This is a genomic window from Dehalococcoidia bacterium (assembly GCA_035310145.1).
GTDB lineage: Bacteria > Chloroflexota > Dehalococcoidia > CAUJGQ01 > CAUJGQ01 > CALFMN01.
The window spans coordinates 74628-89320 of sequence record DATGEL010000049.1; the positions used below are offsets into that span (position 1 = coordinate 74628).

The following is a 14693-nucleotide window of genomic DNA, read 5'->3' on the forward strand; positions in this document are numbered from 1 at the left end:
ACAAGCGGCCGGCGGCCGGCGCGACTGTCGGCCTGCCGACAGTATGGTTGTACGCCACCGGACAACCCGGTTCCGCGCGGCGGCGCAGACTCGTGCCATCGGCGGGACGGCCGGCAGCGGCCGGGAGCGGGAAGGCCGGAGCGATGTATCACCAGGACCTGTACCTGCAGGCGAACGAGGCGCAGAGGGAGCGCGACATCGCCGGTCTGCACCGCGAGCTGGCCGCATTGCGGGCCGTCCGCGCCGACAGGCCGCGACGCCGCGAGGCCGGGGCCGGCGTGGGGCGCTTCGGCGGCGTGATGCAGTGGCTGCGCTCGCTGGTTGGCGCGAGCGTCAGCCGCGCTTAGCGAACGAGCAACAGCGCGGCGTTCTCGCCGGCGATCAGCATGCGCTCGCGCTCGCTGACGGGTGCGGCGGTAAGGGCGCGGAGCTGGCGGCGCGGACCGAGCAGCGGGAAGTCGCTGCCGAAGAGGATCCGCTCCGCGCCGACCAGCTCGATCGCGTGGCGGTAGATCGCCGGCTCGTAGAGCAGGGTTGTGGCCGCGGTGTCGAACCAGACGTTCGCCAGCGCGGTCCGCACCTCCGGCATCAGCGCGTAGAACGGCAGGCCGCCGCCCCAGTGCGCCAGGATCACGCGCACGCGCGGGTGGCGCCCGACGAAGCGCGCCAGCGTGCCCAGCTCGCCGCCGGCCTTGCCGGGATACGCGTGGCCGGCCGGCTCGCTGGCGTGAAAGTGCAGCACGAGATTGAACTCAGTCGCGAGAGCCGCCAGCAGATCCCCCGCCGGACCGTCCAGCTCCGCGCCCTGAGAGCCGGGGCGCAGCTCGCCGAGGCCGCGTGCCCCGGCGGCGGCGCACCGTGCGATCTCGGCGCGGAGCACGTCCGGTTCCGCCAGGCTCACCGTGCAGAAGGGAATGATGCGGCCGCCGCTCTCGGCCGCCGCGCCGAGCAGCGCATCGTTGTGGCGGCGGCACAGCCCCGGATCGCGCCAGGCAAAGCCGAGCGCGACCGCGTGGTCGAAGCCGTTGCGATCGACCGCGGCCATCAGCTCGTCGGCGCGGGCGAGCTTTGCCGCCGGGTCGGCGTACAGCTCGCGGAAGGTCGCGTCGCGGGCGCAGAGCGCTTCGCGTTCCTCGATGAACTCGCTGGGGAAGATGTGCGCGTGGGCGTCGATCAGCACGGGCGCATGATAGCAGCGTCGGCCTTTGCCCGCTCCCAGGCGGCGTAGGCGGCGCGTCGAGAAACGCCGAAGCGGGCCATCGCCGCCGCCACGGCGTCGCGGGCGCTGCTGCCCACGGCCACGCGCTCGGCGAGGAAGCCTTGCAGCGCCGCTGCATCCTCGCCTTCACCGGCCGCGTTGCGTTCGATCCCGGCGATCACGAGCGTGATCTCGCCGCGCGGCGCGACGAAATGGGCCAGCGCCGCGGCCGCGGTGCCGCGGAAGACCTCCTCGTGCAGCTTGGTCAGCTCGCGGCAAACGGCGATCGGCCGCTCGCCCAGCACGGCAGCGATGTCCGCGAGGGCGGCACGCAGCCGGTGCGGCGTCTCGAAGGCGATCAGCAGGTTGCCGTCCGCCGCCTGGTCGCGCAGCAGGGCGCGGCGCTCGCCGGCGGCGTGCGGCAGGAAGCCAAGAAAGCTGAAGGCCCGCCAGGCGAAGCCGCTGACCGCCACGGCCAGCGGCACGGCCGAGGCGCCCGGCAGGCCAACCACGCGCCCGCCCGCCTGCCAGACCACCGCGGCCAACGCCTGACCCGGATCGTTGATCGCCGGCATGCCGGCTTCGGAGACGAGCGCCACGTCACCATCCACCAGCGTCCGCAGCACCAGCGGCAACCGGGCCCGATGGTTGTGCTCGGTGTAGCTGAGCAGGCGCGTGCCGACGTCGTAGTGTGCGAGCAGCCGCCGTGCGGTGCGCGTGTCCTCGGCCAGCACGAGCGCCGCTTCGCGCAGCACGCGCACGCCGCGGAAGGTCATGTCCTCCAGGTTGCCGAGCGGCGTGGGGACGAGATAGAGCGTACCGGCAAGCTCGCTCATGGGGCTGGCCGGCCGGCGAGCAGCCCCGGCTTCACCACGCCAGCCAGCCGCCGTCCACGAACAGCGTTTGGCCGGTGATGTAGCCCGCCGCGTCGGAGGCAAGGAAGATCAGTGCCCCGTCCAGCTCATGCGGCTGGCCCCAGCGGCCCATCGGCGTGCGCTCGGTGATGAAGGCGCGGCGGGCGGGGTCCTCGTAGAGTGGGCGCGTCAGCTCCGTTTCGAAGTAGGTGGGGCCGATGGCGTTGACGGTGACGCCGAACGGCGCCCACTCGATCGCCAGCACCCGGGTGAGGCCGCCGATGCCGCCCTTGCTGCTGGCGTACGCGGTCTGATTGGGCAGGCCGATGCTGGAGAGGATCGACGACATATTGATCACGCGGCCGTAGCCCTGTGCAACCATGCGCCGGCCGGCGGCGCGGGCGCACAAGAAATATGAGCGCAGGTTGAGGCCGAGCACCTGGTCGAACTCCGCGACATCCATCTCCAGCGCCGGCTTGCGCACGTTCATGCCGGCGTTGTTCACGAGGATGTCGAGGCGGCCGAAGCGGGCGATCGTCTCGTCGACCATGCGCTCGACCGTGGCCTCGTCGGTCACGTCGGCGACGATCGCATGCGTCTGGCCACCTTCGCTGCCGATCGCGTCGCAGACCGCGGTCAGATCGGCCTCCGTGCGCGCCGCCAGCGCGACGTTCGCCCCGGCCGAAGCCAGCGCCCGCGCCGCGCCCGCGCCGAGGCCGCGGCTGGCGCCGGTGATCAGCGCCGTGCGCCCGCTCAGGTCGAAGATGCCCAATCCCGCCGGCAGTTCGGCCATGCGCCGCCTTCCGCTCCCCGCGCCGATCGCGCCGCAGCCTATCGTAGCGCCCGCATCCGGCAGGCGCGACGGCGGCCGGCGCCGCCCCGCAATCTGTGCTATCCTTCCTCATCATTCGCCGGTCGCTCGCCCGCGCGACGCTGACCGGCGCTGGCCAGCGGAGCATTGCACCATGGTCGAATCGACGCTGCCGATGGCGCCGTCCCGGCCGCCGCCCGCGATCGAGCTGCCGCGGCCGCCCGCGAGCATCGTGCCGCTCTGGGGGCTGCCGATCGTCGGCGCCGTGCTCGTACTTGAGGTCGTGGCGATCGCGGGCAACTGGCTCTGGGCGCTCGACTTCTTCCACGTCGTCGGCGGCGGGCTGTGGACGGGCATCGATCTGTTTGTCGGCCTGGTGATCGGCCCGATCATCGGCCGGCTGTCCATGCAGGCGCGCGTCGAGTTCTCGGCGCGCTTCATGCCGAAGATGCTGCTGATCATGCCGACGCTGGTGACGATGACGCTCGCCTCCGGCTGGCAGCTCGCCCGTCACCTGCAGTATTTGGATGCGGCATACCCGCGCCACGACTGGATCGTCGCCTCGTTCATCGTCGTCGGCGTGATGGCGGTGATCGCTCTGGGCGTCCTGGAGCCGGCGAACCTGGCGGTGCTGTTTGAGCTGCGCAAGCCGAAGCCGGACGGGGCGCTGATCGGCAAGCTGATGCGCCGCTTCACCTACACCGCCGGCGTCACCGGTGTCATGCAACTGGCGACGCTGGTGATCATGACGAGGCTGGCGACGTGATGCGGCACGAGGTTGCGCCCGAAGGCGCGGGCGCGCTGTCCGAGCGCCGCCTGCCGCCGATCGCCGAGCTGGCGGTGGCGGCGATGATCCTCGTCGTGATCGGCGGCATCTACCTGGCGGCGCAGATCCCCGGCGACGTGCCGCTGGCGCCCGCGGTGGCGCTGCTGATCGCCGCGGGCGTACTGGTGCTGGTCAACCTCGCCGCACTGGGCCGCATTGGGGATTTCGCCTGGCGCACGTTCCGCACCGTTTTCGGCTGGGCGCTGCTCGCCTATCTTGTAATCGCCGGCATGATCGAGTACGCGTTCATCAGCGACGGCACGCGCGGCGGGCCGCTGGTCGTGCTCAGCCTGATGCTCGCGGTCTTTGCCGTGGACATCCCGCTGATCCTCGCCTTCTCCGTCGCCCGCTACCAGCCCGTCGATGCGCCCGAGACCTGAGCCACGATCCCGCTCTCTTCCCTATTCCCTGTTCCCTGTTCCCTATGCAGATGAACGCCCGCGCCTTCCGCGACCTGCTGCGTGCCTGCCTGCCCGAACTCCCTCTGCGTTCGGTACGGCGGCTGGGCGCCGGCTGGGACAGCGACGCCTTCGTGGTGAACGGCGGCACGAGCGGGCCGCTCGTCTTTCGCTTCCCCAGGCGCGCCGACGTTGCCGAACGGATCGACCGCGAGCTGCGCCTCCTGCCCGCGCTCGGCCCGACGCTGCCCGCGCCGATTCCTCGCTTCAGCCACGTCGTCCGAGATTGCCCGGCGGCCCCGTTTCCCTTCGCCGGCTATCCGCTGCTGCGAGGCCGCCAGCTTTCGCACCTGCGGCTGCCGGCCGGCAAGCGCAGGGAGCTTGCCGCCGAGATCGGCCGCTTTCTCGCGGCGCTGCACGCCTTCCCGGCCGCGCGGGCAGCCGGGCTGGGCGCCCTGCCCGCGGACGTGGCCGGCGGACGCGAACAGTTCGCGGGCTTTCTGCAGCTGGCGCGGAGGCGGATCCGCCCGCTTCTGGCGGCCGACGAGCTGCCGCGATTCCGGCGCTGGCTCGCCTCGCTGGACGCCGACGAGCAGTTCGCCTTCACGCCGGTGGTGATTCACGGTGACCTGGGAGCCGACCACATCCTCGTGGCTGCGGCGACCGGGCGGCTCGGCGGCGTGATCGACTTCGGCGACGCCGGCCTCGGCGATCCGGCGCTGGACTTCGCCGGCCTGCTGACCTCTCCAGGCGAGGCGTTCGCGCGGCAGGTGCTGGCAGCGTATGGCGCCGGCGCGGGCGAAGCCGAGGCGATGCTGCGCCGCGCCGCGGTCTTCGCCGGCCTCTCGCCCCTGCACGAGCTCTTGTTCGGTCTGTACTCGGGCGACCAGGACCACACTTCGGCCGGGCTGGCGGCGCTGCGCAGAACCCTTGCTGCCTGCAATTCGTGACGTATTCCGCCGTGCGGCTTGCGATACGCTGAGAATCTCGCGGCTTCGTTGACAGCTTCGCAAGCGGCACGGTATAACCCGCGTGGGCGCCGCGGGGCGGCAGGACTTGCCGCCAACGCCGGACGCCCGCAGGCACGGCACAGGGCAGCTCGGGTTCAACACGCAACAGGAGCGAACAGCGATGGCGACCGATGTCTCGCAGGGCCTGAACCTCGAAGCGATCGACACCGCGGACGTGGATCGCTGGATCGGCCGGCCCGTCGGCGGCACCCAGCTCAAGGATCCGATCGCGCCGAACGACATCCGCCGCTGGGCGCAGGGGATGCAGAACGCCAACCCGCTCTACTACGACGAACGGCTTGCGGAGGAGAGCGCCTTCGGCCGCTTGACGGCGCCGCAGTCGTTCGCCGTCTGCTGCGACACCAGCCACGGCGCCTCGCCCGCGATCCAGGGCACGATCCCCGGCTCGCATATGCTCTTCGGCGGCGACGAGTGGTGGTTCTTCGGCCCGCGCATCTACCCGGGCGACACGATCCACACCGAACGGCTGGCCTACGACTACCGTCTCGCCAACACCAGCTTCGCCGGCCAGACCATGTTCCAGCGCGGCGACACCAGCTACATCAACCAGCGCGGGGAGGTCGTCGCCCGTCAACGCTCGACCTCGATCCGCTACCTCGTCGCCAACGCGCGCCAGCTCGACTCGCTCAAAGACCTCGAGCAGGAGCCGGAGTGGACGGACGAGGACATGGAGCGGATCGAACGCGAGATCCTCGCCTACTTCGCTCCGCTGCAGGGTCACGTGATCCGCGCCTTCGACGAGGTCAAGGAGGGCGAGACGCTGCCGCAGCGGCCGATCGGCCCGCACACGCTGCAGAGCTTCACCACGGAGTGGCGCTCCTACACGATGACCGTGTGGGGCTCGTCGCGCGCCGACGGCTTTCCCACTTCGACGGCGAAGGCCGGCTGGACGCGCGAGATGACGCGCAACGAGGAGAATGCCCGCATCGATCCTTCGCGCGGCGACGGGCTGTATTACGGCGCCTCGCGCGGGCACGTGCAGGAGCGCTGGGCAAAGCACATCGGCGTGCCGCGCGCCTACGGTTACGGCGCCAGCATGGGCGCCTGGATCCTGGATTACCTCGCCAACTGGGCGGGCGAGACGGGCTTCATCGAGCACTGCCGCTCGCAGTATCGCCATCCGCCGCTCACCGGCGACCTGACGCTGCTGAACGGCAAAGTCCTGAGCACGGAGGCCAACCCGCGCGGCGGCGGCATCGCCACGGTGCAGGTGGAGATGACGACGCAGTATGGGGCCACCATGGCCCGCGGCACGGCCGAGGTCCGGTTGGCGTAGGGAATAGAGGGGTGGGCGCGGGCCTGTCACTCCGTGCCCACCCCTCTATTCCTCCCTACCTCACCTTCCCCCTCTCCATTTCATGGAGAGGGGGCCAGGGGGTGAGGTCACACCGGCTCGTAGGTGAGGTGCAGCACGCCGTTGCCGTGGGTGGCGGATGCGGTGAGCTTGAGCGGCAACTGCTCGCCCTCGCCCTCGATCAGCCGCTTGCCGCTGCCCACGACCACCGGCACGACGAGCAGGTGCAACTCGTCCAGCAGCCCCCGCCGCAGCAGCCAGCGGAGCAGCGTGTTGCTGCCGCTCATGCCGATGCTCTGACCCGGCTGCTGTTTGAGCCGGGCGATCCCCTCGGCCACGTCGCCGTTAAGCAGGGTCGAGTTCTGCCAGTCGGCCTGCTTCAGGGTGGTGGAGACGACGACTTTGGCGATGCCGTTCATCTGCGCCGCGTCCGGGTTGCCGCTCGTGTCGCCGGCGAAGGCCGCGGCGAACTCTTCATAGGTGACCCGGCCGAGCAGCAGTGTATCGCTCGCGGCGATCAGCCCGCCGACGGCCTGGCCCATCTCCTCGTCGAAGTAGGGGAAGCTCCACTTGTCGGGCGACCCGATCACACCATCGAGCGACATGAACAGCCCCGCTACGATTTTGCGCATGACGTGATCTCCTCTTCGGCGTTGGGGCGCGGCCCCGGTGCACGGCACGCCGTTGTGCCGTCCACGCCATTAGACTGAGCGGCCTTGCGAAACTCATCGCTCATACGGCCCTCGAAGCGATCGAGGCTGCGCCAGGCGCGCGCCAGCGTCTCCTGCACGGCGTCCTCGGCCTCGAACGCCGAGCCCAGCATCCGGTAACAGCGGGCCGTCAGCTCGCGACGGTGCTGATCCAGAAGAGTCGCGGAGGCCTCCGTCCCCAGCGGCGTCGGGCGAGCGATCCCTGCGTCGGTCGCCGCGTGATCGGTCATCCTGCCGGCGTCCCCTTCGTCGTCTCGTCGTCACAGGCGATCGTACGCGAGCGACGCGGGACCGTCACCGGCGGCGGGGCTGCTCCCGCGGACTCCGCGGCGAAAGCAGCTACTGCACGAGGCGCCCGACGATCTGCACCAGGTCGTCGATGTCGAACGGTTTGGCCAGATAGTCGTCGGCCGAGACCTGGGCGGCGCGCTCGGCGACTTCGTGCGCGGCGGTGATCACCACGATCGGCACGTGCGGGCCGGGCCGCTCCCGGTAGACGCGGGCGAACTCCCAGCCGTCCATCACCGGCATGCGCATGTCGAGCAGGATCAGGCCGGGGCTTTCATGGCCGAGCAGGCTCAGCGCCGCGCTGCCGTGCTGCGCTGTGAGCACATCGTAGCCCTCGTCGCGCAGCGCCATCTGCACCAGTTCGCGGATGCTGTCGTCGTCGTCGATCACCAGCACGGGACGAGAAGCGGCCACCGGCTGCCTCGCTCTGTGACGGTCTACGCCGCACCCACCGTCACGCGGCCGCGCGGCAACGTCACGGTGAAGCGCGTGCCGCCCTGCTCGGGGAACTCGGCCCGGATCGTGCCGCCGTGCCGCTCCACGATCTGGGCGCTGATGTACAGGCCCAGGCCCATGCCGGCGCTGGCGCTGCCCTCGTGCGCCTGATAAAAGCGATCGAAGATCTTGCCGCGGTGCTCAGGCGGGATGCCGATGCCGTGATCGGACACCGTCAGCAGCAGCTCGCCTCCCAGTTCGCTGAGTTCCACCTCGATCGCGCCGTTCTCGGGGCTGAACTTGACGGCATTGTCCAGCAGGTTGGTGAGCACCTGCTCGATGCGCAGCGGATCCACGCGGGCCGGCAGGGGCCTGTTCGGCGTGCGCACCTCGATCGTGCGGCGGCCGGCGCTCTGGCGCACGCCTGCGGCCACGCCCTGCACCAGCGAGCAGAGATCGGTGTCGGCCGGCTGCACGGTGAGCCGGCCGCTTTCGGCGCGGGAGACGTCGAGCAGTTGCGTGACGAGGCGCGAGAGCTTTTGCGACTGCTGCTCGATGTTGAACAGGGCGCGGCGCACCTGGAAGGGGTCCAACTCGCCGGTGGTGTCGAAGCGCTTGACCACGAGCTGCGAGAAGCCGCGCAGGCTGGTGACCGGTGTCTTCAGCTCATGCGCGGCGACGGAGAGGAACTCGCTCTTCATGCGTTCGGCACGGCGCAGACTCTCGATCAGCCGCGCGTTGCCGATCGCGATCGCGGCCATGTTGGCGAGGGCGGCGGCGGCCGAGAGGTCGCCGCGCGTGATGCGTCGCGGCGCACGGTAGGCCACCATCAACGAGCCGAAGACCTCGTCGGCGCGGAAGAGCGGCACCGCCAGCGCCGCACGGCCGCCCTCAATGCGGTGCAGCGCCAGCTCGCGGCTGGCGTAGCCCGGCTCGGCGGTCAGGTCCTCGCTGACGAACGGCTGGCGCCGGGCGATCGCCGCGGCGGCGGGGCTGGTGCCCGGCGCGAAGGCGGCGGCGCTCCATTCGGAGGCGTCGGGCACGTCATAGCGATTGCCGACAACTCGGAGGTGCGAATCGCCCTCATCGTCGCGGGCGGTGACGACGGCGTAGTCGGCGCCGAGCAGCATCAATGCATGGTCCACCACGTGCCGCAGCACGGCCTCCAGGTCTGTCTGCGCGGCGATGTCCTGGCCAATGTCGCGCATCGCCTCGGCCATCTCCAGGCGGCGCTGGAAGTCGAGCAGCGCGTGCTGGCCACGGATGACCAGGCCGTAGCGGCGGCGCAGGGCGAGGTAGATGGTGGCGGGCAGCACGGTGAGCGAGTCGACGAGCGCCACGTGCCAGAGGCCGGGGTCTCTGCGGTAGAACTCGGGAGCGAGCAGGAAGTTTTCCACGTGGATCCAGTGGCTGAGGCCGCTGGTAAGGAAGATGAAGCCGGTGGCCGTGCCGAGCGGGTTGAACCCCAGGCGCCGCTGCTTGACCAGGCCGGTAAAGATCAGCGCCGCGATCACGAAATAGCACGCGGCGATGATCGCGTTGGCGCAGAGCGCGATTTCGAGCATTCCGGGTGTCCCGAACGCGCGACGTGCCCCAGCGGCGCCCGCCCGCGCTGCGCTTTTGTGTCAAGAGTACGCTTACACTCTAACGATGACAACGGTCTGGACAATCAGTGTTTTCCCTATATCGGGCTTCACCGGATCGCATCGCTTCGCACGGGCGCCCTGCCAGGCGGCGCTAGGTCAGCGCGGCTTCAAGGCAGACGGTCGTGCCGGCGCCGGGCGCGCTGCGCACGTCGAGTGCAAACCCGGCCGCCGCGGTGGCAGAACTCCTCCATGAACGCCAGCAGGCGCGCCTTGTTCTCATCCGGAGACGTCGGCTTGCTCCTCGCCCCGCCGCGCATACGGCCCGTCCGGCAACATTGTCGCACGTCGGCATGGCGCCATTGAACCGCGGCGGCCAATCGCGGTACCGTCGCCCTGAACGATTCGCCCGCCGCAAAGGAGCGCGTATGCCAGCCCTCGACGGAATGCGCGTGGCTACGACGCCGCGACCGTCACACTGCCGGTATCGTCGCCCTGGGCATCGATCACGATCGTGTAGCTGCCGTCCACAGGCAGGCTGCCGATACTTATCGAGCCGCCGCTCGTGCCGACGAAGCGCGGACTGATAAGCTTTGAGCCGTCGGGCGTGAGCACCGAGACTTTGGTGCTGCAGCAGCTCGCCGGGCCACTGCTGCCGCTCACCGTCACGCCGGTGAAGCTCAGGTTGAGGCTCTGCCCCGCTGTGCCGCTCAGCGCCAGGCGCGCGTTTTGTCCCGGCACGGTCACGGTCAGCGTCACGCCGCCTCCGCCGACGGTCAGGGTACCGTTCGCGTCGGCCGGCACGTCGTAAAGCTGCAACGTCATACTGCCGGCATCCGCGCCTTGCGGGTCAACCACGACGGTATAGGTGCCCGCCACCGGCAGGGTCACGCTATCGATGAAGCCGCCGCTGGTGCCAACGAAGGTCGGGGCCACCAGCGTTGAACCGTCCGGCTTCAGGAGCGAGACCTTGCTGCTGCAGCACGTTGCCGGGCCACTGGGACCGGCCACGGTGACCGCGCTGAGCGCGAGGCTGACGCGCTGGTTCTGGGCGCCGCTGAAGCCCACCTGGCCGTTCTGGCCGGGGGTCGCCAGGCTGAGCGTGACCGCGGCCCCACCCGGCGTGGCCGTGGTACTGGCGTCTGCCGGCACATCGTAGAGCGTGAGGGTGGCGCTGCCGCTGGCCGTTCCCTGCGGATCGAGGGCGATCGTGTACGTCCCGGCCACGGGCGCCGTCACCACGTCGAGGAAGCCGCCGCTGGTGCCGACGAAGGTCCGCGCCGCCAAGGTCGACCCGTCGGGATTGGCGATCGAGACGAACGTGCTGCAGCAGGCCGAGGTGCCAATGGTGACGTTGGTAACCTGGAGACTCACCCGCTGGCCCGCGGTCGCGCCGAACGTGACCTGCGCGTTCTGGCCCGGCACAGTCGTGGTGACGCTCGCGGCGGCGCCGCCCGGGCTGATGCTCGCCGCGGCGTCGGCGGGCACGTCGAAGAGCGTGAGGGTCGCGCTCCCGGTCGCACTGCTCTGCGGGTCGAGGAAGACGGTGTAGCTACCCGTCACCGGCAGCGTCGCCGTGTCGACAAAGCCACCGCTGGTGCCCACGAACATCGGGGAGACGAGCGTTGAGCCGTCCGGCTTGCGGATCGAGACGAACGTGCTACAGCAGGTCGAGCTGCCAATAGTGACGTTCGTGAGCTGGACGCTCACCCGCTGGCCGGTGTTGCCCGCAAAGCCGAGCTGGGCGTTCTGGCCAGCGGTACTGGTACTGATGGTGACCGCGGCCCCGCCGGGCGTGATGCTGGCGGCGGCATCGGCAGGCACGTCATTGAGCTGCAGCGTCAGGCTGCCCGTGGCTCCGTTCTGCGGCAGGATCGCGATCGTCCCTGTCCCGCTCATAGGGAGCTGCACGGCATCCAGGAAGCCGCCGCCGGTGCCCACCAGCGTGCGGGCCGCTAGGGTCGAGCCGTCCGGATTACTGATCGAGACGTAGGCGCTGCAACAGGACGAGGTGCCGATCGTGACGCCGGAGACCTGCACGCTGAGGCGGTGACTGGCCGTGCCGTCGAAGACCACCAGCCCGATGCCGTTCGCCGTGCCGATCGTCTCCGTCTGCGTGCTCCCCACACTCATGCGGTTGGTCGCAACGACGTTCGCCGCGCTGTAGCCCGCCGGGGGCACGAAGAAGTCGCCCGCCGTGACCGCGCCACCCGGCGTCGTAATGCTGAGCGGGCCGGAGGTCGCGCCGGTGGGGACGGTGACCGTGAGCTGCGTCGCCGTCGCCGCCGTGACCGTGGCCGGCTTGCCGTTGAAGGTGACCTGGTCCTGGCTGGGCGTAGTGCTGAAGTTCGTGCCGGTGATCGTGAGCGTAGTGCCGGGAGCGCCCACCGTCGCCGAGGTGCCGCCGACCGTGGGGGGGACCGGCGGCGCTGCGTCGTAGCTGAACGACGCGTTCGCCTGACTGCTAACGCCATCGACCGTCACGACGACGGGCGCGGCGCCACCAGAGCCGCTCGTCGCCGGGGTGGCGGCGGTGCAGCTCGTGCCATCGCTCGCGCACTGCACCCCGGTTGCCGCTACCCCGCCAATGCTGACCTGCGTGCCGCCGGTGACGGCGTTCAGGTTGCTGCCCGTAATCGTGATCGCCGTGCCGCCGGCCGCCGGCCCGGAGGTCGGCGAGACGCCGGACACGCTGGGCGGGTCGTAGGTGAAGAGGGTCTGGCTGCCGGTTTGGCTGCTCATCCCGCTCACCGCCACGACGACGTTCACCTGGCCGGTGCCAGGCGGGCTGGTGACCGTACAGTTGGTGGCGGTGCAGGAGACATTCGTTGCGGCGGCGCTGCCAAAGGCGACGGTGGCGCCGCTCGCGCTGAAGTTGGTGCCGCTGATCGTGACCGCGGTCCCACCGCCGACCCCGCCGTGGGTGGTCGAGAGCGCGCCCACCGTCGGCGGGTCGTAACTGAACAGCGTCTGGCTGCCGGTCGCGCTCGATGCACCGCCGACAGTGACGACGACGTTGACCTGGCCCGACCCCGGCGGACTGGTCACGGCGCACTGCGTAAGCGTGCAACTCTGCACGGTCGCCGCCGTGCCGCCGAAGCTGACCGTGGTGCCGCTGGCGCTGAAGTTGGTGCCCTGAATGGTGATGGGGTCGCCGCCGGCGGCGCTGCCGTGACCGGGGCTGAGGCTGGTGACCGTCGGCCCGCTGCCACTGCTGCTGCCGCTGAGGTTGATCTGGCTGAGCACGGTGATACCGGATTGCTCCCCCACCGTCAGCACCGACCACATGCCCCCGGGAATCGTGCCCTGGAACCAATCGGCGGGGGTGAAGAAGAAGCAGCCGTAGCCGTTGCCGTCGCCCTCATCGTTGCTCGCGGCATTGAAATAGGTGTCGCCCCACTGATCGACCGGCGTCAGCACACCGGTAGGGCCAAGAAACTCGATGTCGATCACCTCGCCATCGATGCTGGGACCGTCGTAGTGGTTCCAGCAGAAGAGGAGCCGGTCGGTCGGACTGCCGCTGGTCTGCGGCACGAGCGTTTGACTGCTCTGGACAAAGCTCGCGGTGGGCTGCGGCGCGGCCTGGTCGTAGGCGAGCGCCGACGGCCGAGGGGTGGACGGCGTGCGGCCCCTCCCCCTGGGGTTAGGGCGCGGTCCTTTGCCGGCGTGCACCTCAGTCGTGGGTACCGAAGGCGCCCGCGTGGCGGTAGCCGCCCCTGCGGTGGTGCCGCTCCCCTGCGGAGCCATCATCGCGTTCGAGTGCATGCCGCCGGAGAGGATGTAGGGCAGGTCCGCACTCGGGGTGGTGGGATCAGCCGCCCCCGACTGCTTCAGGTAGAGGGCGAAGTCATAGGTGGCGGCGCTATCCGCGTCAGTCTGCCAGAAGACCGTCTGATTGGTGGCGTTGTAGCCATAGTCCTGCAGCACCGCGGGGGCGGCGAAGCCAGGCGCGGTGAAGGTGGTGCGGGCCTGGGGCTGGAGGCAATTGGTCACTTGCTCGGCGACCGTGGCGTAGGTCGCGACGGGCTCCGGTGAGGCCGGGCTGCCGATCACGGATGCTGAGCAGACGTAGTAGGTGTACTGGTCTCGGCCTGAAGGGTCGATGTCGCTCGTCTGGCCGCCGACGGTGACGCGCACGTCCACCTCATGGATGGCGATCCCGGAACTGTCGGCTGGCGCCTGCACCGTGCACTGCGTAGTCGTGCACGGCTGAACGAGCGTCGCCGCCACCGATCCGAACGCCACGCTCGTGTCGCCTTCACCGGGTGCGAACCCTGTGCCGGTGATCACCACGGTGTTCTGACCCCCCGAGAGGCCGCCCGGTGGATCCACACGCGTCACCGTCGGTTTAGCCGCATAGATGTACACCGGCGGCGAGGGGTCCGCGCTCCGAACGCCGTTTGCGCCGCCCACTGTCGCCGTCACCGGGACTGCGCCTGTGCCTGGAGGCGTCGTCGCAGTGCAGAGATCCAGGTTGCCGTCCACCGGGTCTGGTTGGCACTGCGCACCCGTCGCCGGGTTGGCACCGAACAGGAAGCTGGTGTCTCCAGCGACACTCGGAAAGCCTTGACCGTGGATGGTCACCGCTTGGTTACCAGCTTCGGGACCAGAGTTCGGGGTGACCGAGGCGACGGTAGGGAACCCGACGATGACCTGATAGCCCGTGTCCGTCTTGGCGTGCACGGTGATGGAAACCCCGTTGGCGCTGTCATAGAAGCCATCACCGACCGCCAGCGTGATCGTCCCGCCAACCCCCTTTTGAGGAAAGCCGGAATAGGGAACGATGCCTATGGTAATTCCAGGGATCTTTACCTCGTGTACAACCACTCCTTCTGAATCATCGGTTAGCCCGTGATCGTAACCGAAGCGACGACGTGCCTCGATCGTATAGTAGTGCAAGGTCTGATTTTCCGTTAAAGGCAGATCGATCCTGACCATCAGACTGTTCTGTGACGCAGAACTGTCGATATCCAATCGATCGAGGGTGAGCAATTGAGCAGGGTTGGCCCTTTGAACCGATAGTGCTTTGCCCTGCGGCAGGATATCTGCACCATCACTTGCCTTGTTATAGGCAGCCGGATCGACTGCTATACAGGAAATACCAGAGAGAGTGCTGGGGACGGGGGTGAACCGCCCCGGGTTTCATAGAGACTCGGGTTATTGGGAAGCAGCCAGTGGAAGCGGCTGCTGCTCATCGTAGTACAGGGCCTCGAACTCCGCTGGCGGCGCCATGCCTAACTCTCCATGGAGCCGGCGGCGGTTGAA

General features: G+C 69.6%; 12 protein-coding genes and 1 pseudogene. 5 read left to right on the forward strand and 8 right to left on the reverse strand.

What is annotated here, in order from left to right; all coding sequences use genetic code 11:
• Positions 1–143 precede the first annotated feature (143 nt).
• Entirely contained in the window at positions 144–347 is a 204-nt protein-coding gene (locus tag VKV26_10570) for a hypothetical protein (protein HLZ70338.1), read from the forward strand.
• On the opposite strand, the gene VKV26_10575 is transcribed toward VKV26_10570, so the two are convergent.
• Genes VKV26_10575 through VKV26_10585 form a run of 3 tightly spaced genes read right to left on the reverse strand, consistent with a single transcriptional unit; the run spans position 344 to position 2845 of the window.
• Positions 344–1180: an amidohydrolase family protein gene (locus VKV26_10575; protein ID HLZ70339.1), complete on the reverse strand. Its 837-nt coding sequence runs from the start codon at positions 1178–1180 to the stop codon at positions 344–346. The two genes, VKV26_10570 and VKV26_10575, sit on opposite strands and share 4 nt — an antisense overlap.
• Positions 1174–2034, reverse strand: a complete 861-nt coding sequence (rsmI, locus tag VKV26_10580) for a 16S rRNA (cytidine(1402)-2'-O)-methyltransferase (GenBank protein ID HLZ70340.1) — start codon at positions 2032–2034, stop codon at positions 1174–1176. Before rsmI ends, VKV26_10575 begins: the two co-directional genes overlap by 7 nt.
• Positions 2035–2065: 31 nt before the next feature.
• Positions 2066–2845, reverse strand: a complete 780-nt coding sequence (locus tag VKV26_10585) for a glucose 1-dehydrogenase (GenBank protein ID HLZ70341.1) — start codon at positions 2843–2845, stop codon at positions 2066–2068.
• Between the two features lie 172 nt (positions 2846–3017).
• On the opposite strand from VKV26_10585, the gene VKV26_10590 reads away from it, so the two are divergent.
• From VKV26_10590 to VKV26_10605, 4 genes are all read left to right on the forward strand, one after another.
• On the forward strand, positions 3018–3629 hold the full coding sequence (locus VKV26_10590) for a hypothetical protein (GenBank protein HLZ70342.1): 612 nt from the start codon (positions 3018–3020) through the stop codon (positions 3627–3629).
• Complete coding sequence (locus VKV26_10595; protein ID HLZ70343.1) at positions 3626–4069, forward strand: hypothetical protein; 444 nt, start codon at positions 3626–3628, stop codon at positions 4067–4069. Before VKV26_10590 ends, VKV26_10595 begins: the two co-directional genes overlap by 4 nt.
• A 50-nt stretch (positions 4070–4119) precedes the next feature.
• Positions 4120–5037, forward strand: a complete 918-nt coding sequence (locus VKV26_10600; protein HLZ70344.1) for a phosphotransferase — start codon at positions 4120–4122, stop codon at positions 5035–5037.
• A gap of 181 nt (positions 5038–5218) precedes the next feature.
• Entirely contained in the window at positions 5219–6394 is a 1176-nt protein-coding gene (locus VKV26_10605; GenBank protein HLZ70345.1) for a MaoC family dehydratase N-terminal domain-containing protein, read from the forward strand.
• 107 nt (positions 6395–6501) lie between these two features.
• On the opposite strand, the gene VKV26_10610 is transcribed toward VKV26_10605, so the two are convergent.
• The 5 genes and pseudogenes from VKV26_10610 to VKV26_10630 all read right to left on the reverse strand — a co-directional run bounded on the left by VKV26_10610 (position 6502) and on the right by VKV26_10630 (position 14420).
• Positions 6502–7044, reverse strand: coding sequence for a dihydrofolate reductase family protein (locus VKV26_10610; protein ID HLZ70346.1), 543 nt, complete (start codon positions 7042–7044; stop codon positions 6502–6504).
• A 98-nt stretch (positions 7045–7142) separates the two neighbouring features.
• Positions 7143–7352: pseudogene (locus tag VKV26_10615) on the reverse strand (sigma factor).
• 109 nt (positions 7353–7461) lie between these two features.
• Positions 7462–7824, reverse strand: coding sequence for a response regulator (locus tag VKV26_10620; GenBank protein ID HLZ70347.1), 363 nt, complete (start codon positions 7822–7824; stop codon positions 7462–7464).
• Positions 7825–7847: 23 nt separating this feature from the next.
• Positions 7848–9410 carry a GAF domain-containing sensor histidine kinase gene (locus tag VKV26_10625; protein ID HLZ70348.1) on the reverse strand — a complete coding sequence of 521 codons (1563 nt, stop codon included), beginning with the start codon at positions 9408–9410 and terminating at the stop codon, positions 7848–7850.
• 474 nt (positions 9411–9884) lie between these two features.
• Positions 9885–14420, reverse strand: a complete 4536-nt coding sequence (locus VKV26_10630) for an IPT/TIG domain-containing protein (GenBank protein ID HLZ70349.1) — start codon at positions 14418–14420, stop codon at positions 9885–9887.
• Positions 14421–14693: the final 273 nt, after the last annotated feature.

Coding starts and splice junctions, on each gene's coding strand:
- VKV26_10570 (HLZ70338.1), top strand. CDS start 144: ATGTATCACCAGGACCTGTACCTGCAGGCGAACGAGGCGCAGAGGGAG.
- VKV26_10605 (HLZ70345.1), top strand. CDS start 5,219: ATGGCGACCGATGTCTCGCAGGGCCTGAACCTCGAAGCGATCGACACC.
- VKV26_10585 (HLZ70341.1), bottom strand. CDS start 2,845: ATGGCCGAACTGCCGGCGGGATTGGGCATCTTCGACCTGAGCGGGCGC.
- VKV26_10600 (HLZ70344.1), top strand. CDS start 4,120: ATGAACGCCCGCGCCTTCCGCGACCTGCTGCGTGCCTGCCTGCCCGAA.
- rsmI (HLZ70340.1), bottom strand. CDS start 2,034: ATGAGCGAGCTTGCCGGTACGCTCTATCTCGTCCCCACGCCGCTCGGC.
- VKV26_10610 (HLZ70346.1), bottom strand. CDS start 7,044: ATGCGCAAAATCGTAGCGGGGCTGTTCATGTCGCTCGATGGTGTGATC.
- VKV26_10625 (HLZ70348.1), bottom strand. CDS start 9,410: ATGCTCGAAATCGCGCTCTGCGCCAACGCGATCATCGCCGCGTGCTAT.
- VKV26_10590 (HLZ70342.1), top strand. CDS start 3,018: ATGGTCGAATCGACGCTGCCGATGGCGCCGTCCCGGCCGCCGCCCGCG.